At 56.6% G+C, this 24,401-nt stretch carries 19 protein-coding genes; 13 read left to right on the forward strand and 6 right to left on the reverse strand.

Annotated features, from left to right (window positions below; genetic code table 11):
* Positions 1-71: 71 nt before the first annotated feature.
* The 4 genes from avs2 to ACN19L_RS07765 form a co-directional block, all read right to left on the reverse strand.
* Positions 72-4,730 carry an AVAST type 2 anti-phage system protein Avs2 gene (gene avs2, locus ACN19L_RS07750; protein ID WP_426492946.1) on the reverse strand — a complete coding sequence of 1,553 codons (4,659 nt, stop codon included), beginning with the start codon at positions 4,728-4,730 and terminating at the stop codon, positions 72-74.
* 45 nt (positions 4,731-4,775) lie between these two features.
* Complete coding sequence (locus ACN19L_RS07755) at positions 4,776-6,404, reverse strand: acyl-CoA carboxylase subunit beta (RefSeq protein WP_426492947.1); 1,629 nt, start codon at positions 6,402-6,404, stop codon at positions 4,776-4,778.
* Positions 6,405-6,581: 177 nt separating this feature from the next.
* Entirely contained in the window at positions 6,582-7,583 is a 1,002-nt protein-coding gene (locus tag ACN19L_RS07760) for an MlaD family protein (RefSeq protein ID WP_426492948.1), read from the reverse strand.
* A gap of 65 nt (positions 7,584-7,648) precedes the next feature.
* Entirely contained in the window at positions 7,649-8,458 is an 810-nt protein-coding gene (locus ACN19L_RS07765) for an N-acetylmuramoyl-L-alanine amidase family protein (protein WP_426492949.1), read from the reverse strand.
* Positions 8,459-8,545: 87 nt separating this feature from the next.
* Here ACN19L_RS07765 and ACN19L_RS07770 point away from each other — a divergent pair, with 87 nt between their 5' ends.
* The 8 genes from ACN19L_RS07770 to rplS all read left to right on the forward strand — a co-directional run bounded on the left by ACN19L_RS07770 (position 8,546) and on the right by rplS (position 16,895).
* On the forward strand, positions 8,546-11,413 hold the full coding sequence (locus tag ACN19L_RS07770) for a putative LPS assembly protein LptD (protein WP_426492950.1): 2,868 nt from the start codon (positions 8,546-8,548) through the stop codon (positions 11,411-11,413).
* 160 nt (positions 11,414-11,573) lie between these two features.
* Positions 11,574-12,389 carry a 3-methyl-2-oxobutanoate hydroxymethyltransferase gene (panB, locus tag ACN19L_RS07775; RefSeq protein ID WP_426492951.1) on the forward strand — a complete coding sequence of 272 codons (816 nt, stop codon included), beginning with the start codon at positions 11,574-11,576 and terminating at the stop codon, positions 12,387-12,389.
* A gap of 115 nt (positions 12,390-12,504) precedes the next feature.
* Positions 12,505-13,212: an RluA family pseudouridine synthase gene (locus tag ACN19L_RS07780; protein WP_426492952.1), complete on the forward strand. Its 708-nt coding sequence runs from the start codon at positions 12,505-12,507 to the stop codon at positions 13,210-13,212.
* Positions 13,213-13,465: 253 nt separating this feature from the next.
* Positions 13,466-14,221, forward strand: coding sequence for an acyl-CoA desaturase (locus ACN19L_RS07785; protein WP_426492953.1), 756 nt, complete (start codon positions 13,466-13,468; stop codon positions 14,219-14,221).
* 194 nt (positions 14,222-14,415) lie between these two features.
* Entirely contained in the window at positions 14,416-14,961 is a 546-nt protein-coding gene (locus tag ACN19L_RS07790; RefSeq protein ID WP_426492954.1) for a 30S ribosomal protein S16, read from the forward strand.
* 118 nt (positions 14,962-15,079) lie between these two features.
* Positions 15,080-15,661 carry a ribosome maturation factor RimM gene (gene rimM / locus ACN19L_RS07795; protein WP_426492955.1) on the forward strand — a complete coding sequence of 194 codons (582 nt, stop codon included), beginning with the start codon at positions 15,080-15,082 and terminating at the stop codon, positions 15,659-15,661.
* Between the two features lie 15 nt (positions 15,662-15,676).
* Positions 15,677-16,351 (forward strand): tRNA (guanosine(37)-N1)-methyltransferase TrmD, encoded by a 675-nt coding sequence (gene trmD, locus ACN19L_RS07800; protein ID WP_426492956.1) that lies wholly within the window; start codon positions 15,677-15,679, stop codon positions 16,349-16,351.
* Between the two features lie 166 nt (positions 16,352-16,517).
* Positions 16,518-16,895 carry a 50S ribosomal protein L19 gene (gene rplS / locus ACN19L_RS07805; protein ID WP_426492957.1) on the forward strand — a complete coding sequence of 126 codons (378 nt, stop codon included), beginning with the start codon at positions 16,518-16,520 and terminating at the stop codon, positions 16,893-16,895.
* Positions 16,896-16,979: 84 nt separating this feature from the next.
* Here the strand turns inward: rplS and ACN19L_RS07810 are convergent, their stop codons facing one another.
* Positions 16,980-17,348, reverse strand: coding sequence for a hypothetical protein (locus ACN19L_RS07810; RefSeq protein WP_426492958.1), 369 nt, complete (start codon positions 17,346-17,348; stop codon positions 16,980-16,982).
* Positions 17,349-17,503: 155 nt separating this feature from the next.
* Here ACN19L_RS07810 and ACN19L_RS07815 point away from each other — a divergent pair, with 155 nt between their 5' ends.
* Together ACN19L_RS07815 and ACN19L_RS07820 are read left to right on the forward strand one after the other, a co-directional pair.
* Positions 17,504-20,500 carry a M1 family metallopeptidase gene (locus ACN19L_RS07815; RefSeq protein WP_426492959.1) on the forward strand — a complete coding sequence of 999 codons (2,997 nt, stop codon included), beginning with the start codon at positions 17,504-17,506 and terminating at the stop codon, positions 20,498-20,500.
* 99 nt (positions 20,501-20,599) lie between these two features.
* On the forward strand, positions 20,600-21,202 hold the full coding sequence (locus tag ACN19L_RS07820) for an inorganic diphosphatase (RefSeq protein ID WP_426492960.1): 603 nt from the start codon (positions 20,600-20,602) through the stop codon (positions 21,200-21,202).
* A gap of 73 nt (positions 21,203-21,275) precedes the next feature.
* On the opposite strand, the gene ACN19L_RS07825 is transcribed toward ACN19L_RS07820, so the two are convergent.
* On the reverse strand, positions 21,276-21,986 hold the full coding sequence (locus ACN19L_RS07825) for a DNA repair ATPase (RefSeq protein ID WP_426492961.1): 711 nt from the start codon (positions 21,984-21,986) through the stop codon (positions 21,276-21,278).
* Between the two features lie 272 nt (positions 21,987-22,258).
* On the opposite strand from ACN19L_RS07825, the gene ACN19L_RS07830 reads away from it, so the two are divergent.
* From ACN19L_RS07830 to ACN19L_RS07840, 3 genes are all read left to right on the forward strand, one after another.
* Positions 22,259-22,666, forward strand: a complete 408-nt coding sequence (locus ACN19L_RS07830; protein ID WP_426492962.1) for a 6-pyruvoyl trahydropterin synthase family protein — start codon at positions 22,259-22,261, stop codon at positions 22,664-22,666.
* Positions 22,659-23,348 (forward strand): GTP cyclohydrolase I FolE, encoded by a 690-nt coding sequence (gene folE, locus ACN19L_RS07835; protein ID WP_426492963.1) that lies wholly within the window; start codon positions 22,659-22,661, stop codon positions 23,346-23,348. Before ACN19L_RS07830 ends, folE begins: the two co-directional genes overlap by 8 nt.
* Positions 23,349-23,480: 132 nt before the next feature.
* Positions 23,481-24,395, forward strand: coding sequence for a TIGR01777 family oxidoreductase (locus ACN19L_RS07840; RefSeq protein ID WP_426492964.1), 915 nt, complete (start codon positions 23,481-23,483; stop codon positions 24,393-24,395).
* The last annotated feature ends 6 nt before the right edge of the window (positions 24,396-24,401 follow it).

A 24,401-nucleotide genomic window follows, 5' to 3' on the forward strand; every position in this document is an offset into this window, starting at 1 on the left:
GCATATCTAGCGGCCGAAACCAGCAGGCTCCGGCAGTAGCTTTCTACATAGTGAGCGTTTTTACTTTACTATTAAGTCCTTATGGTTTGTGTTAGTATATCTTCATTCTGGCCTTCTCGGCTATTTCGTTCTAAGAAGCAGTTCAAGAAACCAACAGGACCCTGTTGTGACAAAGTATAAGCCCCACAAAGATTCATGCGACCATGCCAGCTTCCGCTATGAGGACCAATTATCTGCTTTTCACCGATGACTATCCAACACAGACTTAATTTCTCGCGAGCAAGAAATTCACGCATAAAGTCTTCGCGCAACAGAAGGGCCCCTGGCCCATCTTGATGAACGGTTGGGTCAAAGGCAACCAACTGGCCTTCGCTTGTAAAATCAGCTCCAATACCCGTCCAACGCAAGTTAAGTGGCACTATCAACTCTGCGCGTGGCATATTCAGCGAGATGGTTTCATCAAGTGAGCAGTCGAAGGTACCCTGCTCATTCAGGTAGTCGAATGAAAAAACCTGCACTTCAACCGGACAGTCGTTCCTCGGCCTGCGCCATAACTCGCCGTTTTCATAGTCTCGCTGATAATATTTTGATGCTGGCGACCAACCATGTTCTCCTAAAAACACTTCATAAAGATGTGCTGGCTCCGGCATATCTCTCCCCTGTAACTTATCAGTTTCCGCCCACTGCATAAAAGCTGAAACATCTGCTTCCCTGAGTAGGTAGCTTCTAGCGATGTACCAAATCTGTCTCCGTTCAACATCTGTTGATTCTAAGTCTGCAGATATCGGTTCCGACCAGTTGAAATGACCATCCAGGTTGAGCCAATTAACTCTATCTTCTGGGCGTTTTACAAGCAGAAGACTTTCGACAGTCGGCAAGTCATGCCACTGAGTTAGCCAGTCTTTAGGCTTACTAAGTTCACCCCAAGCTAACTGTAGTTGTGGTGCCCACCAAGCTGGGGTATGTGACGACCAGGAATTAGTGCTGGCAGTGGCCCGAAGCATATTAGAAGGGTCTAAGTTGCGCGCTCCTGGCTGCCAAGGGCCTTCGTATGCAGTTATCCGATCCTCATCTGAGGAGAAGCGTTCATAAAAATGATAATGGTCGGCTACATAAGCCATTATCTCATGCAAAGCAATCCATTGGTATTTCTTTCCTATTCGCTCGGTCTTAGCTGCGTGTCGACCACGATAACCAACAGTGTCCTCATCAAAATGACCAAAAAGCTCTGCCGACCACCCCAATTCTAAGACCCGGCCAACAATGTATCGTTTGGCTATGCTTTCATCAAATAGCGGTTCTCGTCGTTCCTCTTGGCTAACCTCAGGCTGTCCTTGAATATCTGCTAGTTGTTGAGCATGTTCTGGTGTTAACGTGCTTTCGAGGGTTTGTCTAGCCGATTCAACTTCGGTTTGCTCTTCCTTAGTAAGCGCACCAGCTTTCTTTAGCAGTGTCTTGAACTTAGGTGAGTCTCTGAACTTTTGATTAAAGATCCAAGGCTCAGCAGCGCCCTTTTGCTGAGCAATCAATTGCTTTAAATGCACATATTGAGCATCACGCAAAACACTTTTAGCCTTTTGAAGTGTTTTCCAAGCACTTTTTTCAGCCCTAGATAAGTGCTGCACGAATTCATCAAGCAGTTCTCTTTTATCTTTGGGTTTCACCCAATTTGGTTCGCTTAGTGGTACACTCAACCAGTCGTCAAGTCTGGGGTCTATAACGTATCGGCCAAAATCATCGTTCATTACTGAGCTTTTGATACGGTCATGCGCCCAAGAGCCGTCACCATTCTTCCATTTAGCGGGAGAATCAGGAAATAGTTGGTCTATTTCTTCTGCAGTAGGAATAGTAGGCCAAATGCTATTATAAGGCGGTCGAATGTACTCAGCCTCAATAGATAGCTCTGCGCCTAGATAGATTGCTCGCTCAACTATTCCGCGTGCGTAGTCGCGCAACAGAATATGTACGGGTGGTGATTGAGCGGCAAAAACGCACGTATATACGCGAGTAGCAAGTTGCTGAATTTCGGTGCGGTCGTGGCTCCGCATTACAGCCCCGTAAGCCGCCGCATAGATGCGCTCCGCCACATACAGGTCGTCTACGTCTGCAAATCGTTCAATCAGTTTGCCAGCGGCTTCAAGCCGGCCGGTGAGCAAATTGGCTAGGGCTTTGGTCGCTCGGTCGCGCAGGAACCGGTTAGAAGTAGTGAACAGCCAAGCTAGCGTAGTAGCGCATAAGTCAACTGCCTGCACGTCAAGATTCGTGGTGGCTGTCACTCCTGAAGCCCAATCGACCAATCGGTCTACTGCGCCTTGTGTATCCCACATATGATGCAAGTAGATGCTCCACCATGCGTCCCGTTCCGGCATCGTATCCTTTCGTAAGCGCTTATCCAAAAACTCCGCATTGAATGGGTGTTCGGGCAGGCTGGCAACGGTAAGAATAGCCTCTAAGGTGTGTTGCGTCTCTCCATCTGTTTCATCAAACTCCCGAAGGGCCTGCCGGGTGGCATCTGAGAAAGCATCTGCTTTTCGCCAAATGATACTTTGGCGAAAAGCGTTACTGTGCCAGTGAGTTACCACATCAGGAGCAAGTTCGGAGAGTTCCCGGCCAGTGCGTTCGGGTATCTGAATGAATAGTGCTTCCACCGTGCCCTCTCGAAAGCGACTGTGCAAATCGTAAAGCGCAGTTAAGGGTTTGTCAGCTTCAAACGAGGAAGCCGGGTTGGCTACGTTCAGATACTGGTCGAGCAGAATGTTAGTCAACAGGTGGTCGGCTAGGCGCTCGTACGAGATGTACACCACTTCCTCAGACCCTTGCTCACTGTGCCAATGCGGCGCTTCTTCCGTCAGAACGCCTTCGGCTACCAAGCCGTGGTAAAGTGACTGATTATGGCCTCTCCCTGGTAATAGAGCATCTACCACAGACGTAGCGCTATTAAGCGGTAGCCAGCGCTCATCATTGTTGGCCGTTGCCTGAGCAAATGCTTCCAGCGCTTTTCGTACTAGATTTTGCTTAGAATTATAGTCAAGCTTGACCGCTAAGGATTCATTTACACCGTCGAGATACAGGTTAAAAGCAGATGTGATGCCGTGAAATCCCCGAGGCAGACGTCGCTGCTTCGTTAGCTTCAATCCGTTACATAGTGTTTTCAGAAATAGTGGATTGCGAAACTCTGGTGCCAACAAAGGAGTTGACGGCAGTTCCAAGCCGTAGTGAATGAAGAAGCTCTTGGTGGCGTCGTATTCTAGACCATCAAAACCATGATGAGTTACCCGGTATGCTTGGTCACGCACCTCAGCGGGCACCAAATGTGCTTCATAAGAAGAGCGTACCGAAAACACGACCCCAAGCCAATGGGAGCGTAGAACCTGCGTTAAAAACGAGGCTATGTTGCTCGGCCAGATAGCTCGGCCGTTACCCTCATTTATAGCGTCAATAAGTAGCAATAAGCGGCTATCAGCAACCTGAGCGGCAGCTTCTAGGGCACCAACTACTTCCTCCACGCTAGCAGTAGCCAAGTCCAATTGTTGCAATGCCTGCGCCCAAGGGTCGTTGGAGCTGATGAAGCGCTGGCCCATCAGCAATACAGTTGGCCGACCCTCGCGGATTCGGTTAGCGGCAACATCGCATAGAAGGTGCGTTTTGCCACACCCAGCTGGGCCACTCATCACCAGCAATTGGTTATTCGCAATAGCAACGGCTTCTTCTAGTCGGCGCCGGGCTTTCGTAAGCGAGTTTTGCAACCGATGGATTCCACTGCGTAAATCCTGGTAGGGATTATGGTCCGTCGCGCCGTATTTATCCTGTGCCTGAATTTCTTTAGGCTTAAATTCCTCCGTCAGCAGAAGTTTTCCGATTTCATCAGCTACCTGAAGCGCTTGCGAAAGCTGCTGAATAATAGGCTCAAAAGGCAATTCATCAATGGGCTGTACTTGGATTCGGCCAATGCTGGGCAAAATGTTCTGTATTAACTCGGAGAGCCTTTTATAAGTCTCTCCAACCTCCTGATGCTCCAGCACTTCCTTTTTGGGGTATAGCCGCCGGTAGTTTTCGCGGATGTCTTTAGCCAGTGCCTTAAGCGTATCGAAGAAGCGGGTAGTCCGCCCAAAAAACTCGAATTTTTCTGCTATTGGCAGACTCAGGTTCAACTCCGGTGTATAACGTGCCCCCGCTGTGCGGATAGCATCTTTAAGCCGTGTTACAAACCATTCCTCATCAAATGCCTGCGTGTCGAACCAGAAACGTAACCGGCCCAAATGAGCCGGTTGGGCTAACATATCTAAAATCTCAGATTCACCCCAGTAGATGAACTCAACGCTCATTCCTTTGTCCGTTGCCAGTTTCTGCCATTTGTCGACATGCGTATCCCAAGCCTGCATTGCCGACTGTCTGCCGGGTATTCGAGCATCAGGCCGATTGAGCGGCACACAGACGAAGTAACGCACCAATTTAGGGTGCTTCGCCAACACGGTCTTGACAGATTCGTCTAGCTGCTGCCATTGAGAAGAACTGAACGAATCAAAATACTTCGACTGCCAACCCCACTCACTGTCATCTTCCAAAATAGCGAAACACTCCACTCCGGCATCGGGAGTACCCTTGCGCACGAAACGTGAATTAGCGGGTCTTTCAATTCGAGCGAGTTGGGCACATAGCTCCTCGAAGCCTTCCGTTCGTGCACCATTTAGCGGCCGGATAGCACTTAGGTCTACATTCGTTTTACTCATACAACAAACAATAAATCAAACTGAATAAGAACTGAATTGTAACCTTCACACCTGAATCACACCCACATTATACGCTTTTTCAATGGGCGCGCTGTTGGCCATACTGATGCCCTGGGAAATGACCTTGCGGGTTTCCAGCGGGTCGATGATGGCATCGACCCAGAGGCGTGCTGCCGCGTAGTAGGGCGAGAGTTGCTCGTCGTAACGGGCCTTGATGTTGTCGAACATTTCCTTTTTGGCCTCGTCCGTCAGCTTTTCACCCTTGCCCTCGGCGGCGGCTACCTGAATCTGCAGGAGCGTGTTGGCGGCGGCGGCCCCGCTCATTACGGCCAGTTGGGCGGTAGGCCAGGCCACAATCAGGCGGGGGTCGTAGGCCTTGCCGCACATGGCGTAGTTGCCGGCCCCGTAGCTGTTGCCCACGATGACGGAGAACTTCGGCACCACGGAGTTGGCCATGGCATTCACCATCTTGGCTCCGTCCTTGATGATGCCGCCGTGCTCACTCTGGGAGCCCACCATGAAGCCCGACACATCGTGCAGGAACACCAACGGAATCTTCTTCTGGTTGCAGTTCATGATGAAGCGCGCGGCCTTATCGGCCGAGTCGGAGTAGATAACGCCGCCCATCTGCATGGCGCCCTTCTTAGTCTTCACGATTTTGCGCTGGTTGGCCACGATGCCCACGGCCCAGCCATCAATGCGCGCCAGCCCGCAAATCAGGCTCTGCCCATACAGGTCCTTATAAGGCTCAAACTCCGAGTTGTCCACCAAGCGGTTGATGATGTCCATCATATCGTAGGGCTTGGCGCGGTCGGCGGGCAGCAGGCCGTAGATTTCCTTCTCATCCTGGGCCGGAGCCTGGGGCGCTTTGCGCGAGAAGCCGGCCGTGGCCTGCCCGCCCATCTTATCGAAGATGTTGCGGATGTGGTCCAGACACTCCTCGTCGTTGGCAAACTTGTAGTCCGTGACGCCCGAAATTTCGGAGTGCGTGGTGGCCCCGCCCAGCGTCTCATTGTCGATGGATTCGCCGATGGCCGACTTGACCAGGTAGGAGCCCGCCAGGAACACCGAGCCCGTACCGTCTACAATCATGGCTTCGTCGGACATAATCGGCAGATAGGCCCCGCCGGCCACGCACGGGCCCATAATGGCGGCCAGCTGCACGATGCCCATGCTGCTCATTACCGCGTTGTTGCGGAAGATGCGGCCGAAATGCTCCTTATCAGGGAAGATTTCGTCCTGCATGGGCAGGTACACGCCTGCCGAATCGACGAGGTAGATAATGGGCAGCTTGTTTTCGATGCTGATTTCCTGGGCACGCAGGTTTTTCTTGGCCGTAATCGGGAACCAAGCCCCGGCCTTCACCGTGGCGTCGTTGGCTACTACCACGCACTGCCGGCCCTGCACCCAGCCAATTATCACCACCACGCCGCCCGAGGGGCAGCCTCCTTCTTCCTTGTACATCCCCTCCCCCGCGAAAGCACCAATTTCCACGGTTTCCGCGCCTTTATCGAGCAGATACTCTATCCGCTCCCGGGCGGTGAGCTTGCCCTTGGCTTTGTGGGCGGCAATGCGCTTCTCGCCGCCGCCGAGGGCCACTTTTTCCAGCCGTTTTTTCAGCTGAAAGTTGAGTTGCTTAATGCTGTCTTCGTTCTTGTTGAATTCGAGGTTCATTGGGGGTGGGTGGGAGTGGAAGAGTAACTGAGTAGCGGAGTAACTGAGTAATGGTTCTGCCAGCTAGCATACTTACTCAGCTACTCTGTTACTCAGTTACTCGTAGAGTAGAAGCAAAAAATCCGCCCCTCGCGGGGCGGATTCAAAGGTAAGAGGATTGCCGGTTGTGGCGGGTGCCTACTTTACCGTCGTTTTCACTTCGGTTTCCGTCACGGTGCCGTTAGGTTTCACGGTAGTCGTTTCGGTTTCCTTTTTGGCTTTACCGCCGCCCCCGAATACCGAAAAGTGCACGTAGTTCTTGGGGTTAGCTTTCAGGTCCTGCAGCAAGGCATTGGAGCTGGCGGCCGTGGCGTTGAGGTTGTTGTACAGCGTAGAGTCACTGATGAGCTTGCCCAACGAGCCTTTCTGGTCCGATAACGAACGGTTCAGCGTGGTCATCGTCTGCTGGGCCTCGCCCATGGTGGCGTTGAGCTTGCGCATGGCCGGGCCCACCGGAGCACCTTTTAGCGAGTCGCTCAGCGTGGAGAAGTTACTGGCAATCCGGTCAAACTTGGCGCTGGTTTTATTCAGCTCCGAGGTCAGGCGGGCCATGTTGGTGGTAATCTGGTTGATGTTGCGCTGGTTCATCAGCAGCAGGTTTTTGAGCGCCTCGGTGCTGCCCTGGGCGTTTTGCAGCGTGGCCTGCAGGCTTACTTTGGCATCCTTATTCAGGAAACCATTCACCTTAATCAGCGTCGAATCGACGGTGCCCAGTACGGGCAGGGCCTTGGCCTGGAAGGCATCGGTAATGCTGGCCACGGTGTAGGATTTCAGCTCCTCGCCCCCATCGTACACCTTGCTGTCCTTGCCCAGAAACAGCGTGATGGTTTTGGAGCCCAGCAAAGAGCCGCTCAGGCTGGCCACCGTAGAGTCGCCGACGGTTACGCCCTTCTGCAGCTCCACGGCCACTTTTACGCGGTTGCCTTCTTCTGGTACCAGCATCATTTCTTTTACCTGACCCACCTTAATACCGTTCAGAATCACGGGGTTGCCCACGTTCAGCCCATCCACGTTATCGTACTTGGCGTAGTAGGTTCGGTCCGACGACAGTAGATTGCTTCCTTTCAGGAAGTTGAAGCCCACGATGAGCAGGGCAATGGCCACAATACCCAAGAGGGCTACTTTAATTTCTTTCGACACGGTGGTCAGCGGTTGGTTGGAGGGAGAGTCGGGAAGCTGGGGCCGGGTTGCACGGTCCGGCGGGGTTATTCGCCCGAAGCAGCTTCCAGCTCGTTCTTATAGTCGCGGAAGGCCCGGTAAATGCCCGAGGCCATATACGTCTGATTGGTCTTATCGTTCAGATACTCTTCTTCCTGCCGGTTGGTAAGGAAGCCGGACTCAATAAGCACGGCCGGCATAGCAGATTTCCACAGTACCAGAAACCCGGCCTGCTTCACGCCCCGGGAAGGCCGACCTACGGTGGTACGCAGCTGCCGATCCACTTTTTGGGCAAACCGGATGCTATTCACCATGTGGGCGCTCTGGAATAGTGAGAACAGAATGTGGCTCTGGGGTGAGGTGGGGTCGAAGCCGTTGTAGCGTTCCTGGTAGTTGTCTTCCTGCAGAATTACCGCGTTTTCCCGCTTGGCCACGGCCAGGTTGGCGTCGGTTTTGTGCGGGCCCATCGTCCATACTTCCGTCCCGTTGGCCGAAGCCGCCGAGGCATTGCAGTGGACGGAGATGAATAAGTCGGCGTTATTTTTGTTAGCAATGCCGGCCCGGTCGGCCAGCTCCACAAATACGTCGGTCTTGCGGGTGTATACAACCTTTACGTCCGGCATATTCTCTTCTATCTGCCGGCCCAAGGCCAAAATTATTTTCAACGCCACATCCGCTTCGCGGGCTTTCACGCCGGCGCAGCCTCTATCCTTGCCCCCATGTCCCGCATCCAGCACCACTGTGCGCAGCCGATACCGCGCCGGCTCCGGCACCTGCACAGGCTCCGAATGAGAAGGAAAAGCAAAACCGGCGAGTGAAAACAGGGCCGCCGCGCCCAGAGCGACAATATTCCGCACGGAGTTCGTTAGTTGGGGCAGCGACCCGCTACCTTTGCAAACCGCCACAAAATAAACGATAAAAACTACGTGGCCTCACCCGCGCCTGTGTTCCCTTCTGTTGTACGTGCGTCCCGGCCGCTACGGTGGCTTCTTGGCTGGCTGGTGCTGGTATTGAGCCTGGGCCTGACCGGACCGCTGCGCGCCCAGCAGCGGCCCCGCACCACCAACGTGCCCGCCGACGTGCGGCCCCAACCCCAGATTTTGAATCCGCCGGCTCCCACGGGCCCGGTGCGCGACACTACCGGGCTGGTAACCGGCACGCCCGACTCGCTGCGGGTGGCGGCCGGGGGGCGCAAGGGCGCGGTGGAAACCACCGTGAAGTACAAAGCACAGGACTCCATCCGGTTTGAGGTGCAGAACAAGCGCGCCATTCTCTACGACAAAGCCGACGTGGACTATGGCGAGATGAACCTGAAAGCGGCGCTGATTACTGTTGATTACAGCAAAAATCTGGTAACGGCCGAGGGTGCCGCCGACTCCACCGGCCGGGTGCGCGACAAGCCCGTGTTCAAGCAGGGTGCCGAAACCTACCAGGCCGGCCGCATCGACTATAACATCAAGAGCAAGCGGGGCCGCATCACCGATGTGGTTACCCAGCAGGGCGAGGGCTACATCCACGCCGAAACCATCAAGAAAAACGAGCTGAACGAAATGTTCGGGGTGCACGGGCGGTATACCACCTGCAACCTGGAGCACCCGCACTTCTTCATCAACGCCAGCAAGATGAAAGTGATACCGGGCCAGAGTGTGATTACCGGCCCGTTCAATCTGGTTATCGGGGATATTCCCACGCCGCTGGGCTTTTTATTCGGGTATTTTCCTTCGCCGAAGAATAAGCGCCGGTCCTCCGGCCTCATCATTCCCACCTTCGGACAGGCCGCTGACCGGGGCTTCTTCCTGCGCAACGGCGGCTACTACTGGGCCGCCAACGAGCACATTGGCGTGCGCCTCACCGGCGACATCTACTCGGGCAACGCCGACGATTTTGGGGGCTGGCGGGGCACGGCCGAAATGCAGTACATTACCCGCTACCGCTACCAGGGCCTGTTCACGTTCAACTACAGCTGGCAACCCACCGAGCGGCTGCTGGCTTCCACCGATGCTAATACGAACCCGACTTATAATTTACCTCGCTCCCAACAGACGTTTGCCCTGCTCTGGACGCATACGCCGGTACCCCGCCCCAACGGCGGCCGGTTTTCGGCCAACGTGAACATCAGCAGCAGCAACGGCTCCTACTACCGCCAGAATTCCTACAATCCGCGCAACTACCTGTCATCGGCGTTCCAGTCCACGGTTTCCTACTCCAAGCAGCTGCGGTACGCGCCCATCAACTACAGTATCAACCTGAGCCAGAGCCAGAACACGCAAACCGGCACCATGGACTTCACCCTGCCCGACATTTCGGCGCAGCTGGCCCGGCAGTACGTGTATGACATCCTCAAAATCCGGCCCCGGAAGGCGTATGAGCAGCTGGCGTTTTCCTACGACCTGACCTTCCAGAACAAGCTTTCCAACAACATTGCGGCCCGGCAAATCAACGGGGGCGCGGTGCCGCTGCTGGGCGGCTCCTCGGCGGCGTTTGTGATGCCCGTAAAGCTGAATAACCTGGACAAGCTGCTGCGCAACTCCCAAACGGGCATGCGCCACAACTTTGGTATTACGCTGGGCAGCTACAACTTCGCCAACCTCAACATCAGCCCCACAGTTACCTACAACGAAATCTGGTATTTCAAGAAGCTGGATTATAGCTACAACGAAACGGCCCGGGCCATTCGGGTGGATACCATTACGGGCTTCAACCGCCTGGCCAGCTACAACGCAGGCATCAGCATGAGTACCAACCTGTACGGTACTATTGTGCGAAAGGGCACGCGCAAGATTCAGGCCCTGCGCCACAAAATCACGCCCAGCCTTACCTACAACTACACGCCCACCAGCACGGCCCGCAACTCAGGACTGGAGCGCATTGCCACCCCCGGCCTGCGCGACCCCGCCACCGGCCGGTTCTATTCGGAGGGCGAGACGTACAGGACCAACGAAGGCTTCCTGCTGCCCCAGTACAACGGCTTCGTTTACGGCTACCCCACCTCCACTGAGGTCAGCCAGCTGGGCTTCTCCTTGCAGAACGCTGTGGAAATGAAGGTGCGCAACTCCAACGACACCACCGGTAACACGCCCTTCACCAAAGTAAGCCTGATTGATGGGCTGGACTTCAACACGGGCTACAACTTTGCCGCCGACCGCCTGAAGCTAGCTCCGTTGTCGTCCACGTTCCGCACGCAGGTAGCCCGCAAGCTGAACGTGACGCTGAACGCCAACTTCGAGTTCTATCAGCGCGACTCCACCGGCACGCTGAAGGATGATTTTCTGTGGCAGAACACCAAGAAAATCCGATTGGCCCGCCTGGCTACGGCCAACGCCTCCCTCTCCTACCAATTCAACCCCAGCCAAGGCAACAAGAAATCCACCATTTCCCGCGACGCGGCCCCGGTCAACGACCCGCAGCTGGGCTCTCCGCGCGTCGTCAACCCCTACGAGGATTACGTGGATTTCTCGATTCCGTGGGAGCTGAACACCACTTTCACAGCTTCCTACGCCAACCAGGGCCCCTTGCCGGCCCTGGTTTCCCGGCCCCGCAAATCTCCGTACACGGCCGCCACGCTCAACCTGAACGGCTCCGTGAAGCTCACCGAAACCTTCCGCTTCGGCTTTAGCACCAACTACGACTTCATCAACCGCGCCCCGGCCTTCACCAATCTGGATATCACCAAGGACCTGCACTGCTGGCAGATTACCGGCAACTGGCGGCCCTTCGGTCCTACCCGGGGCTACTTCGTGACGGTAGCGGCCAAATCGGCGCTGCTGCAGAGCCTGAAGCTGAGCCGCAACCGCACCTTCCTGAATTATTAGGGACTTCGGGACTTAAGATGTATGGTTTAGCAGCGGTTCGGTTGCTTTGCGGAGTTCTTTTCTGAAAATTTCCGCAGCTTTGACCTCACGTTAGAGCCGCTGGATACCTTTTCGGAATCCAACGTCTCTGAGTCCTCAAGCCCCTAAGTCCTCCAAAACTATGTCCCAACACAAGGAAGTCAAGCTCGTGACCACGCACCAGCTGCTGGCCATGAAGCAGCGCGGCGAAAAAATATCCATGCTCACCGCCTACGACTTCTCGATGGCCCAGATTCTGGATGGGGCCGGCGTGGATGTGCTGCTCGTGGGCGACTCGGCCTCCAACGTCATGGCCGGCCACGAAACCACCCTGCCCATCACCCTCGACCAGATGATTTACCACGCTCAGAGCGTAGTGCGGGCCGTGAAGCGGGCCTTCGTGGTAGTGGACATGCCGTTTGGCTCTTATCAGGGCAACTCGTCGGAGGCGCTGCGCTCCGCCATCCGTATCATGAAGGAATCGGGCGGGCACGGCATCAAGCTGGAAGGCGGGGCCGAAATCAAGGACAGCATCATTCGGATTCTGACGGCCGGCATTCCCGTAATGGGCCATTTGGGGCTTACTCCCCAAAGTATTTATAAATTTGGCACCTACACCGTGCGGGCCAAGGAAGAAGCCGAAGCTCAGAAGCTGATTGAGGATGCGCTGCTGCTGCAGGAAATCGGCTGCTTCGCGCTGGTGCTGGAGAAAATTCCGTCGGCTCTGGCCAAACAGGTAGCTGAAAAGCTGACCATTCCGGTTATCGGCATTGGGGCCGGGCCCGATGTGGACGGGCAGGTGCTGGTGGTGCACGATATGCTGGGCATCACCAAGGAGTTCAAGCCCCGTTTCCTGCGCCGCTACGCCGAGCTGGGCGACCTGATGCACGACGCCGTGCAGCGCTACATCCAAGATGTGAAAGCCAACGACTTCCCCACCCCGGACGAAGCGTATTGAGTTGAATCATGAATGCTGAATTATGAATTATGAGTTGAATAATGGCCTTACGCTGACAGTTGTCGGCCTGACCATACTTCATACTTTATACTTCATACTTCATAATTGACACCTAGTGAATCGTCCGAATCTGTGGTCGGAGCGGAAGGAAATTCTGTTCGAAGACAATCATCTGCTCATCATCAACAAGCCCGCCGGCCTGCTCGTGCAGGGCGACGCAACTGGGGATGAGCCGCTTTCGGCCAAGGCCGAGGAATACCTGCGCTTCAAGTACAAGAAGCCCGGCGCGGCCTTCGTGGGCGTGGCTCACCGCCTGGATAGGCCCGTGAGCGGCGTGGTGGCTCTGGCCAAAACCAGCAAAGCCCTGAGCCGCCTCAACGAGATGTTCCGCGACAATAAGGTGCACAAAACCTACTGGGCCCTCACCGGCAAATGCCCTGAGCCCACCCAGGGCCACCTCACGCACTGGCTGGTGAAAGACCCCATCCGCAACACCACCAAAGCCTACCCCGAGCGCCACGGTCAAGGGCTGAAATCGGAGCTGGACTACCAGGTATTGGGCCAGGCCGGCTCGCGCTGGCTGGTGCAGGTGAACCCAATCACGGGCCGCCCCCACCAGATTCGGGTGCAGCTCAGCTCGGGCCTGGGCACCCCCATCGTCGGCGACGTGAAGTACGGCTTTCTGGCCCCGCTCCCCGATGTAAGCATTGCGCTGCATGCTCGGCAGCTGGAGTTTCAGCACCCCGTCACCAAAGAAGCCATGTGCTTCAAAGCCCCCCTGCCCGACATAGCGCACTGGGAAGCGGCTGAAGCGTACTATTAGCAGGTAAAAGTGAGCCGATAGAACACGAGTAGGGAAGCAGGCGAGTTCTTCAGCGAAGCCGTCTGTTTCACTGCCGTGTCCTGTTGGTTCACTTCTGGTTGATAATAACATTTTGTCCTTTTGAGGACACGAATTGCACTTGGGGCAGGCCGGGCAGTAGTTTTGTGGTGCGGCACTTGAACTTTAGCAAGGATTCTGCGCTTTTGGCCTCAAACGTGCCCTCCCTAGTCTCGACCTCTAATTTTTCTGCCCCATGGCAATACTCGTTTTCTTCGTAGCGCACTACTACCTGTCGCTCTTTACCCAGACGTTTTACCTGCACCGGTACGCGGCCCACAAGATGTTCACCATGAACAAGTTCTGGGAGAAGTTCTTCTTCCTGTTCACGTACATCTGCCAGGGCTCCTCGTTCCTCTCGCCCCGGGCGTACGCGCTGCTGCACCGCATGCACCACGCCTATTCCGACACCGAGCTGGACCCCCACTCGCCCCACTTCTCGTCCAATGCGTTCAGCATGATGTGGAAGACCAAGGTGATTTACGGCGAAGTAGTAGAAAACCGCTATGAGGAAGCCAAGCGTTTTGAGGGCGACACCCCCGAGTGGAAGGCGCTGGAGGCTTTCGGCGGCACGGCCGTTTCCCGCATTGGCTGGGGCGCGCTGTACGTGCTGTTCTACGTGCAGTTTGCTACCGCTTGGTGGCAGTTCCTGCTGCTGCCCATCCACTTCCTGATGGGGCCCATTCACGGTGCCATCGTGAACTGGGGCGGCCACAAGTACGGCTACCAGAACTTTGACAACCACGATAAATCCATGAACACGCTGCCTTTCGACTTCCTGGCGTTCGGTGAGCTGTTCCAGAACAACCACCACAAGCTGCCTATGCGCGTGAACTTCGGCGTGAAGAAGTGGGAGCTGGACCCCACCTACGCCGTTATCTGGGTGCTGGATAAAGTGGGTGTGGTGAAGGTAAAGCGCAAGTGGCAGCAGCCCGTGCAAATGGCTGCTTAATTCTGCCGAAATATATTTTCTTGCAAAAGGCCGTTTCTGTCCGGAAACGGCCTTTTTGTCTTTCTGGCTTTTCTCTTTTGCGGCCGCCGACACGTTGAATCTGCGCAATCCTTTTAATCCGGTAAATCTGTGATTACCTTTGCACCTCATTTTCAACCAGACGCACGGGATGCGTCGCTTAACCAAACCGGTTTATGGCAGTTAAAATCCGCCTCGCCCGTCGTGGCCGCAAGAAGGCCGCAATGTTCGACATCGTTGTTGCTGACTCCCGCTCACCCCGTGACGGCCGCTTCATCGAAAAAATCGGTACCTACAACCCCCAGACCAACCCCGCCACCATCAACTTCGACGGTGACAAGGCGTTCGACTGGATCATGAAAGGTGCCCAGCCCACGGATACCGTGCGCGCTATGCTCTCCTACCGCGGTGTACTGTACCGCAAGCACCTGCAGCTGGGTGTTATCAAAGGTGCTATTTCGCAGGACACTGCCGATCAGCGCTTCACCGAGTGGAAAGAGCAGAAAGACGCTAAGATTGAAGGCAAGCGCACCAACCTGGGCAACGCCAAGGAAGATGCCCGCAAGCAGCGTCTGGCCGCCGAAACCAAAGTAAACGAGGCCCGTGCGGAAGCTCAGCGCGCCAAGCAGGCTGCCGCTCTGGCCGCCGCCGCTCCGGCCGCCGAAGCCGAAACCACGGAAGCTGAAGCTCCCGCTGAAACTACGGAGGAAGCCGGCGCCTAATTTTGGGTTTAAAAGTTAGAGAGTTTGGAAGTTAAAAAGGGAGTAGCTGGTGTTATCATACGCATCAGGACACCATTTTTTAACTTCCAAACTCTCTGATTTTCTGACTTCTCTGTCCATGACGCTAAATGACTGCTACGAACTGGGTTCCATTGTGAAGCCCCACGGCCTGAAGGGCTTTGTGGTGGCCGCGCTGGACGTAGATGACCTGGAAGCGTACCGGAAGCTGAAAATGGTGCTGCTGGAATTTCCCGCCGCCCCAGGTAAGCTGGTGGAGTACGCCGTGGAGAAGCTACAGCCCCAAGGTACCGAGCGGGCGTTGCTCAAGCTCAAGGGCATTGAGCGGATTGAGGAAGCCGAACCGTTGCGCAATGCTAAGCTGTGGCGGCCCCTCGCGGAGCTACCCACGCTGGAACAGGATCAGTTCTACTTCCATGACGTGATTGGCTACACCGTGGTGGACGAGCAGTTGGGTGAGCTGGGTATCGTGGAAACCTTCTACGAGCTGCCTCAGCAGGATGTACTTTCCATGCGTTATAAAGGGCAGGAAGTACTGATTCCGGTGGCCGACGAGCTGATTTCGCACGCCGACCAAGCGGCCCGCAAACTGTTCGTGAACCTGCCCGAAGGCCTGCTGGAGGTGTACCTTACGCCGGCCTCCCGGGAGCGGGACGAACCCGACGAAGCTGTAGCACCCTAAGCGGCCTGCCTGATCATGCGCATCGACGTTGTTACGTGCCAGCCGGATTTGCTGGTGAGCCCCTTTGCCTATTCCATTGTGAAGCGGGCCCAGGAGAAAGGCTTGGCCGAAATCCATCTGCACGACCTGCGCCGCTACGCCATCAACAAGCACGGTCAGATTGATGACTACGTGTTTGGGGGCGGAGCCGGCATGGTGCTGCGCGTGGAGCCTATTGCCGCCTGCTTCGATGAGTTGCTGGCACAGCGCGCCTACGAGGCCGTCATTTACATGACGCCGGACGGGGAAACGTTGCGGCAGCCGCTGGTCAACCGCCTTTCGTTGGCGGGCAACCTGCTCATTTTGTGCGGGCACTACAAAGGCGTGGACGAGCGTATCCGTCAAGCCTACATCACCCACGAAATCAGCGTAGGCGACTACGTGCTGAGCGGGGGTGAGCTGGGCGCCGCTATTCTGGTGGATGCGGTGGTGCGGCTGCTGCCCGGCGTGCTGGGCAACGAGGAATCGGCCCTGAGCGACTCGTTTCAGGACAATCTGCTGGCTCCGCCCGTGTACACCCGCCCAGCCGAATGGCGCGGCCTTGCAGTACCGGAGATATTGCTTTCGGGCAATACCCCCAAAATTGACGTGTGGCGGCACGAGCAGGCCCTGGCCCGCACCGAGCAACGCCGCCCCGACTTGTTACAGTGAATGAGCTTCTAAGCAAATCCGGTCAGTTCTTCCGTCCTGACCGTTTGGTTCGCTTACTAAATCACTCATTCACTCATTGTTTTACTCGAAATAGAGGGCTATATTTGCGCCTCTTTACCCGAAACCCTTCAGGGCGGCGCGGCCGTCCTTCACAGTTTTTCCAGCCATGAGCGTACTACTCGATTTTATCCAGCAGGAATCCCAGGAGCGCCGCGCCAGCTTCCCCCAGTTTGCAGCCGGTGACACCATCAACGTCCACGTAAAAATCCGCGAGGGCAACAAGGAGCGCATTCAGCAGTTCCAAGGCGTGGTGATTCAGCGCAAAAACAGCAACTCGAACGGCGAAACCTTCACGGTTCGGAAGATTTCGAACCAGATTGGCACCGAGCGGATTTTCCCGCTGCTGTCGCCCAACATCGACAAGATTGAAGTTATCCGTCGTGGTAAAGTTCGTCGGGCTCGTCTGTTCTACCTGCGTGGCCTGTCGGGCAAAGCTGCTCGCATCAAGGAGAAGCGTCGCGTGGTTGCTACTACCGCCGCCTAAGCTATACCAGCTTCCTCATAAAAAAGCCCGGTTCCTACTGCAGGAACCGGGCTTTTTCGTTGGTTTAAGGTCTGTACGTGAAGCTTATTTCAGCTGCGCGGCGGCCGCGCTCAGTGCTTCCCCCAGCTTCGTTACCCGCTCGGCCGTGTTGGGGTTCTCGGCGAATACGGCAGCTTTGGTGGTATTGGTACCTAGGCGGCTCAGCAGCTGGGCTACTTTATCCTTATCAATGCTGCCCCCATTAAAATGAGCTTTCAGCTCCTGCAGGTCGGTTACCAGCTGGTGCAGCTCGGGGTTATTTACGTCTTTCAGGTCTTCAATCCAGCGCTGGAAGTGGTTATCCAGCCCAGAACGGTCGGCTTCTTCCTGCAGGTCGTTGCCGAGCAGCTTGGTGGTGCCGTCGAGGTGGTTCTGGTGTTGGGTGTCGTCTTTAGGTTGCTTGTGGAAAGACATCGGTAGCAAGGGTTAGTCCGCCTAGTATGGCGGAGGTTGGGAATAGGCATCCAAACGCAGGCAACGGGCAAAGGTTGTGGGGTATCTTCCCGGCCGAAGGGCTACTTTCGTAGCGGCTACCTGCCTCTTTTTCCCCTCCCTGTTTTCTTTTTCCTATGATAAAAGGTGTATTCCTGGGTACGCTCCTGGCCACCCCGCTGCTGAGCCTGGCGCAGTCGGCTACGTGGCAGCAGCAGGTTAAGTATTCCATTGATGTTACGCTGGATGACCGCCAGCACCAGTTGACCGGGCGCGAGGAAATGGTGTACACCAACAACTCGCCGCAGACCCTCCCCTATATCTGGTTTCACCTCTGGCCCAATGCGTACCGGGATACCAACACGGCCTTTGCCCGGCAGCTGCTGCGCAACGGCAACCGGGAGTTTCAGTTTGCCCCCGCCAGTGAACGGGGGTTTATTGATGGGCTCGAATTTCAGGTAAACGGGCAGCCGGCCCGCCTGGAGTACGTGGCCGACAACCCCGACATGGCCAAGCTGGTGCTGCCGCAGCCGCTGGCTCCTGGAACGGCCGTTACCATTAGCACCCCGTTCCGGGTAAAGATTCCGGGGTCCTTCTCACGCTTCGGTCATGTGGGGCAAGGCTACCAGATAACCCAGTGGTACCCCAAGCCGGCCGTATACGACCACAAGGGCTGGCATCCCATGCCCTACCTCGACCAAGGCGAGTTTTACTCCGAGTTCGGGACGTTTGATGTGCGCATCACCCTGCCGGCCAATTACACTGTGGGGGCTACCGGCGTACTCCAGAATCCGGAGGAGCAGCAGCGACTGGAGCAGCTGGCCACCGCTGGCCTTGCAGGAAATCCTAACTCCAGCACGCCGCCGGCGTCGCTGAGCAAGCCGGCCGCTTCCCCTTTTCCGGCGTCCAGCACCGAAACCAAAACCCTGCGCTACGTGCAGGACCGGGTGCACGACTTTGCCTGGTTCGCGGACAAACGCTACCAGGTCCGCAAAAGCCAAGTTACGCTACCTTCGGGCCGGCCGGTAACTACCTGGGTTATGTTCGTCGATAAAGACAGTACGGCCTGGGTAAAGGGTCTGCAGGACATTAATCAGGCCGTAACGTACTATTCCAAGTGGGTGGGGGAATATCCGTACGCTGCCGTAACGGCAGTTAGCGGCTCGCTGAAAGCCGGCTCCGGCATGGAGTATCCCATGGTAACGGTAACCGAGCCCCGAGCCATTGCGCACGAGGTAGGGCACAACTGGTTTTACGGAATTCTGGGCTCCAATGAGCGGGAGTACCCGTGGATGGATGAGGGCGTGAATACGTACACCGAAAACCGGATAGCTACGCTGGCTACTGGCGGGACGGGCGGACCGAGCAATTTTTTCGGAAAACGCGCTGAGCTGGCCGCGAAATTTGGGTGGGATAAGCTGCCACCGGCCGCTTTTGAGCTGCTTCCCTACCAGCTAACGGCCTCCCGCGGGCTGGACCAACCCGTGGCGCGGCCTTCGGCGGAGTTTGGCAAGTTGAATTACGGCTTGATGGTGTACGGCAAAACGCCTTCCCTGCTGAAGTACCTGGCTGGCTATCTGGGTCAGGAGAAGTTTGATGAGGCCATGCGCGCTTACTACCAGCGCTGGCAGTTCCGGCACCCCTACCCCGCCGATATGCAGGCAGTGTTCGAGGAAACTACCGGCCAGCAGCTCGACTGGTTTTTCCGGGACATGCTCGGCAGCCAGCACCACTACGACGTGGCGCTGTCGGATATGCTGGTGGAGAAAGGCACCGTGAAGGTGTTGGTTCGCAATGACTCCCCGGCCCCGCTGGCCGTGCCCGTTGCCACGCTGGACGCGCAGGGCCAGGTGTTGGAAACCCAGTGGACACCCGTATTCGGCGGCACCGATGACGACGAGAAAGACGAATCCCAGCTCAACTTCCGCCGCGAAGGGGTAGCCGCCGTGGTAGTTGACCCCGGCTATCTGACGCCCCAGCTTAACCGCCGCGACGATATGCGCCAGGTGGAAGGCTCCTTTCCAACCTGGGACCCGCTGCAGCTCAAGCCCCTGGCCAGCCCCGAGCGGTGGGACCGGCACTTCGTGAACTGGGCCCCGGTGCTGGGGGCCAATACCTCCGATAAGTTTATGCTGGGGGCCGCCTTCTACACCAACCTGCTTATCCCCAAGCGGCTGAATTTTCTGGCTATGCCCATGTACAGCTTCAATCGGGGCGAGGTGAACGGCATTGGTCGGGTGGCGCTGCATGTGCTGCCCCGCAACAAGGTACGCCAGCTGATTACGCAGGTGCAGGTAACTCGCTTTGAGCGCTTTGTGAAGCTGGAGCCCAGCGTAACGCTCCAGCTTCCTCATTCCGCCTACAACCGAGTGCAGCAATGGGCCCGGCTGGCTACCACTTCCGTGCAACAGGAGGCACTGAACCGCACCAGCAGCATTCAGACGCTGGAATACCAGGCCGAGCACGGCAACGCGCTGCAGAACTGGTCCGCCCACGCAGAGCTGAATTTTCTGGCGGCCGATGCTTCCCGGGATATCAGTGCCCAACGCGCCTCATTGCTGCGGGTAACGGCCATGTACGGCCGCTATTACAACGCCCGCAAGCAGGTGCGGGCTCGCCTTTTCGGGGGGACCTTCCTGAAATCCAGCCAAGACTTCCAGATGGGGTTGAGCGGCAGCTTCGATTACCGCCGCCAGCATACCTTCCTTGACCGGCAGCAGATTTCACCTACGTTCGCCGCCCAACTGCACCAGACCGACGACCGGGACGGCGCTTTTAAAGGGTACCTGCCCGTGGTGAGCCGCGACTGGCTGACTTCCCTGAATCTGGAGGCCGACCTGCCCGTAACGCCCCTGGCTGCGTACGCCGACCTGGGCCTGGGCAAAGTGCGGAATGCCGGCTCCCTGAGCAGCGTAACCCGCAGCTACTACGGCGCGGGCCTGATTCTGCCGGTTTCGCAGTTGATTATTCCCACGGCCAAGAATTTCCTGCGCATTTACATTCCGGTAGCCGGTTCCCAGTTCAGCAACGGGCTGCCTGAAAGCCGGCGTGATTTTACCAGCAACATCCGGTTTGTGCTGCACCTGGAGCGCCTGAGTCCGTTCCGATTGCTGGATGAACAGCTGGCCCAGTAGCCCGTTGATGCTGACGCCCTATGCTAAGCCCGACCGGTATGGGATGTACTGGCCGGGCTTAGTATCTTTTGTCCGCTCTGCTCTCCAACTCCCAGCTTTATGCGCATCTCCCGTTATCTTCTGCCCGGCGTACTTCCCTTAATCACGCTGGCCGGCTGCCGCACCGACTACGCTAAGTTGCCCACTTACTCAGCCGAGCGTAAGCTGCTGCAGGTAGTAGTGGAAATGCCGGCGGGTACCAGCCAAGTCCAGCACTACAACCCCGCTACCAAGGAATTTGAGCCCCGGCAGCAGGCAGGCACCAATGAAACCATTGAGTTTCTGCCGCTGCCCGGTAATATGGGGTTTGTGCCCGGTACCCAAATACCGGGTGTGGCAGCCGGAGCCGGGCAACCAGTGCAGGCGCTGGTACTGGCCGAAACTCAGCCAGCCGGCACCGTGCTGGAAGTAACCCCCATTGCCTTGCTTGCACTTGATGTTAATGGCCTGCTGGAATCGGTACTGGTGGCGGTACCGGCCCGCCCGGCCCAGCGGATTCTGCCCGATGCCACCGATTGGGCTACTTTAAACCGGCACTATCCGGGCCTGCGCAGCTCCCTCAGCCTGTGGTTTCAGCACCGCACCCGCCCTACCGCAACGCGCATCGTAGGCTGGAAAAATGAGCAGGAAGCCGAGCAGTACGTGCGCCGCCACCGCCAATAAAATCACAACGCCCCGCCTGCGCGGGGCAGACGGGGCGTTGAAAGTAACTGCGGGAAGTTACCGGCTTCGGCAACTACTCAATCTTGTTCATGCGCTCTTTCACGGCTTCCAGCGCGATACGCATGTTCACAATGTCGGCGCGGGCAGCTTCCTGCTCTTTCAGGTTCAGGTCCACCAGGTTGTTGAACTGCTGCAGTTCGGCGGCGTTCTGAGCCAGCTGCTGCTGAATCTCAATTTTACGCTGCTTGTTCTTCTCGATATCCTTCTTGATGCCATCGGCCTTGGCGATAACGGCCGTGTGGTTGTCCTGCGACTGGGTCAGGGCTTTCTCAGCGGTAGCAACCTGCAAAGCCAAGTCTTCGCGGTACAGCTTACGGGCGAAATCCTTCAGGTAGCCTTCGGCCGATTTCCACTGCACGGGCGTGGCATCTTTGCTCAGGTAGGCGTTGCCCAAGTCAATCGACCACCATACGGTCGTACCGGTCGGCACGGCGTCCACCTTGCTGATTACGCGGATGGGCGTTTTCGAAATTGCTTCAATCACGACACCATCCATGGTATATACCCCTTTGTCGGATTTTACTTTGCTGCCGAATTGCTCGTCCAGCTGTTTTTTCCAGGAGTCTTCCACGCGCTTGCTGTCCAGCTGCAGCGCTACCCGCTGGCCTTTGCGCGGAATGCCCTTAACGGCCATTTCCGTTTCGTCAACGAGCGATTTTTGCGCGAAGCTCGTTACCGTCGTTGCCAACGTCAGCAGCAGGGAGAAAAGTAAGGCTCGTTTCATAAATGAATGAAATAGAGTGATGAAGAAATGAAGTGCAGGGGTCTATGCCGGACTACTGTATCCGACTGACCAAATTTAACCAGACTCCCAGCATCTTTCTACGCCCCGGATTGATTTTTTTGAAGAAAGTTGACTTTTGTAGAAATAGTAATATTTGGCATAGCTTAGGTACCACAAATGTATAGACATATATCTATACTTCCCGATCAGCGAGCTGTCGGTCAGGTTATTTGCCGTAAACAAAAGCAACCTTTACGCGTTGATACCCGACCATGACAGTTACTATCTGCCGCAAAGAACACTTCAACGCCGCCCATCGCCTGCACAATCCGGCCTGGAGCGACGCCGCCAATCAGGAGGCCTTTGGCAAGTGCAACAATCCTCATTATCACGGCCATAACTACGAATTGGTAGTGAAGCTGACCGGAGAGATTGATCCGGCCACTGGGTACGTATATGATATGAAGCGGTTGAGTGACCTGATCAAACGCGAGATTCTGGATACCTTTGACCACCGGAATCTGAACCTGGATACGGAGGAATTCCGGCAGCTCAATCCCACGGCCGAAAATATTGCCGTAGTCATTTGGAACCGCCTGCGCCCCCACCTGGAGGAACGCCTGGCCCTGTCGGTCACGCTGTATGAGACCGAACGTAATTTTGTAGAATACCATGGATAATTCCGTGCCCGCGGCCCCGGCCACGGACGGTGCCGCCCACCGTCCGGCAACCCCTGACCCGCAACTGCCGGCCGATTTGCGCACCCCGCTTCGCCCTGATGCCTTCGCCCTCAGCGACGAGGAAAAAATTACTGCTATTTCCGGCCATTTCCAGGAAATCATGCATCTGCTGGGCCTTGACCTGACGGATGACAGCCTGAGCGGCACGCCCCGGCGGGTGGCCAAAATGTACGTGCAGGAGTGGTTTAAAGGCCTCGACCCCAAACATCACCCCGAGGTGCGCCTGTTTGAGAACCGCTACCATTACCAGAACATGCTGGTGGAGCGCGACATTACGGTTTTCTCCTGCTGCGAGCACCACTTCGTGCCCATTATTGGGAAGGCGCACGTGGCGTACCTGCCGGGGGCCCACGTAGTGGGTTTGAGCAAGCTGAACCGCGTGGTACAGTATTTTGCCCGTCGCCCCCAGGTGCAGGAGCGGCTCACGCGCCAGGTTGCTGAGGAGCTGAAAAACGCCCTGGGAACGGAAGATGTGGCGGTACTGATGGAAGCCGACCACTTGTGCGTGATGAGCCGGGGCGTGAACGATACGAACAGCAGCACCATTACGGCCGAATACGGCGGGGTCTTCGGGCAGAGCGAATCCCTGCGCCAGGAGTTTCTCCGCTTAATCGGCAAGTAGGCCGGGGTATTTCGGGCGGGCGGTTTTCCTGTACCTTCGTTTGTTTTTTTACGCGTTGCACCTTTTCCGTGGTACCGGGCCCGGGCATTCCTGTCTGCTACCCCTGGCACTACGCCCTAAGCACCCACCCTCATGTCCCGTAAAGTTCTGATTACCGGGGGCACCGGTATGATTGGCACCCGTCTGGCGGAAATGCTGATTGATAGTGGCTACGAAGTGGCCCTGCTCAGCCGGACGCCTGGTAGCGGCCGGTTCCGCAGCTTCCGCTGGGACCCGCTGGCCGGCACCATTGACGAAGCTGCCGTACCCTACGCCGACTACATCATCAACCTGGCGGGCAGCAGCGTATCGGACGGAAAGTGGACGCAGGAGCGCAAGCGCGAAATCCTCTCGAGTCGGCTGGCGGGCACGCAACTCGTGGCCCGGGAACTGGCCAAGCAAAACCACCACGTGCAGGCGTTTATTTCGGCCTCGGCCATTGGCATTTACGGGGACCGGGACGACCAGGTGGTAACGGAAGAAACTGCTCCCGCCGCCGATGATTTCCTGGCGGAAGTATGCCGACAGTGGGAAGCCGCCGCGCAGGGCGTGGCCACCCACGACCATATCCGGACGGCCATTTTCCGCATCGGTATCGTGCTGAGTCCGGAGGGGGGGGCGCTGGTACCGCTGGCCCGCACCGTAAAAATGATGGCCGGGGCCCCGCTGGGCTCGGGTAAGCAGTACATGTCCTGGATCCACCTCGACGATTTGTGCCGCCTGTTCATGCAGGCCCTAGAGCAGCCGCAGTGGCAGGGCACGTACAACGCCGTGGCCCCACACCCCGTTACCAACCAGGAATTCACCGAAACCCTGGCCGACGTGCTGCACCGCCCGCTGGTACTGCCCAAAGTGCCGGAGTTCGGGCTGAAGCTGGTGATGGGCGAGATGAGCGAGATTGTACTGGCCTCCCAGCGCGTGAGTGCCGAGAAAACGCTGCAACAAGGCTTCCGGTTTGATTACCCGGAGCTGCGCGGAGCACTGGAGTCGTTCTACGGCGAGGAGTAAGCGACG

Origin of the sequence: Hymenobacter sp. 102, assembly GCF_049949205.1 — a bacterium.
Classification (GTDB): Bacteria; Bacteroidota; Bacteroidia; order Cytophagales; family Hymenobacteraceae; genus Hymenobacter.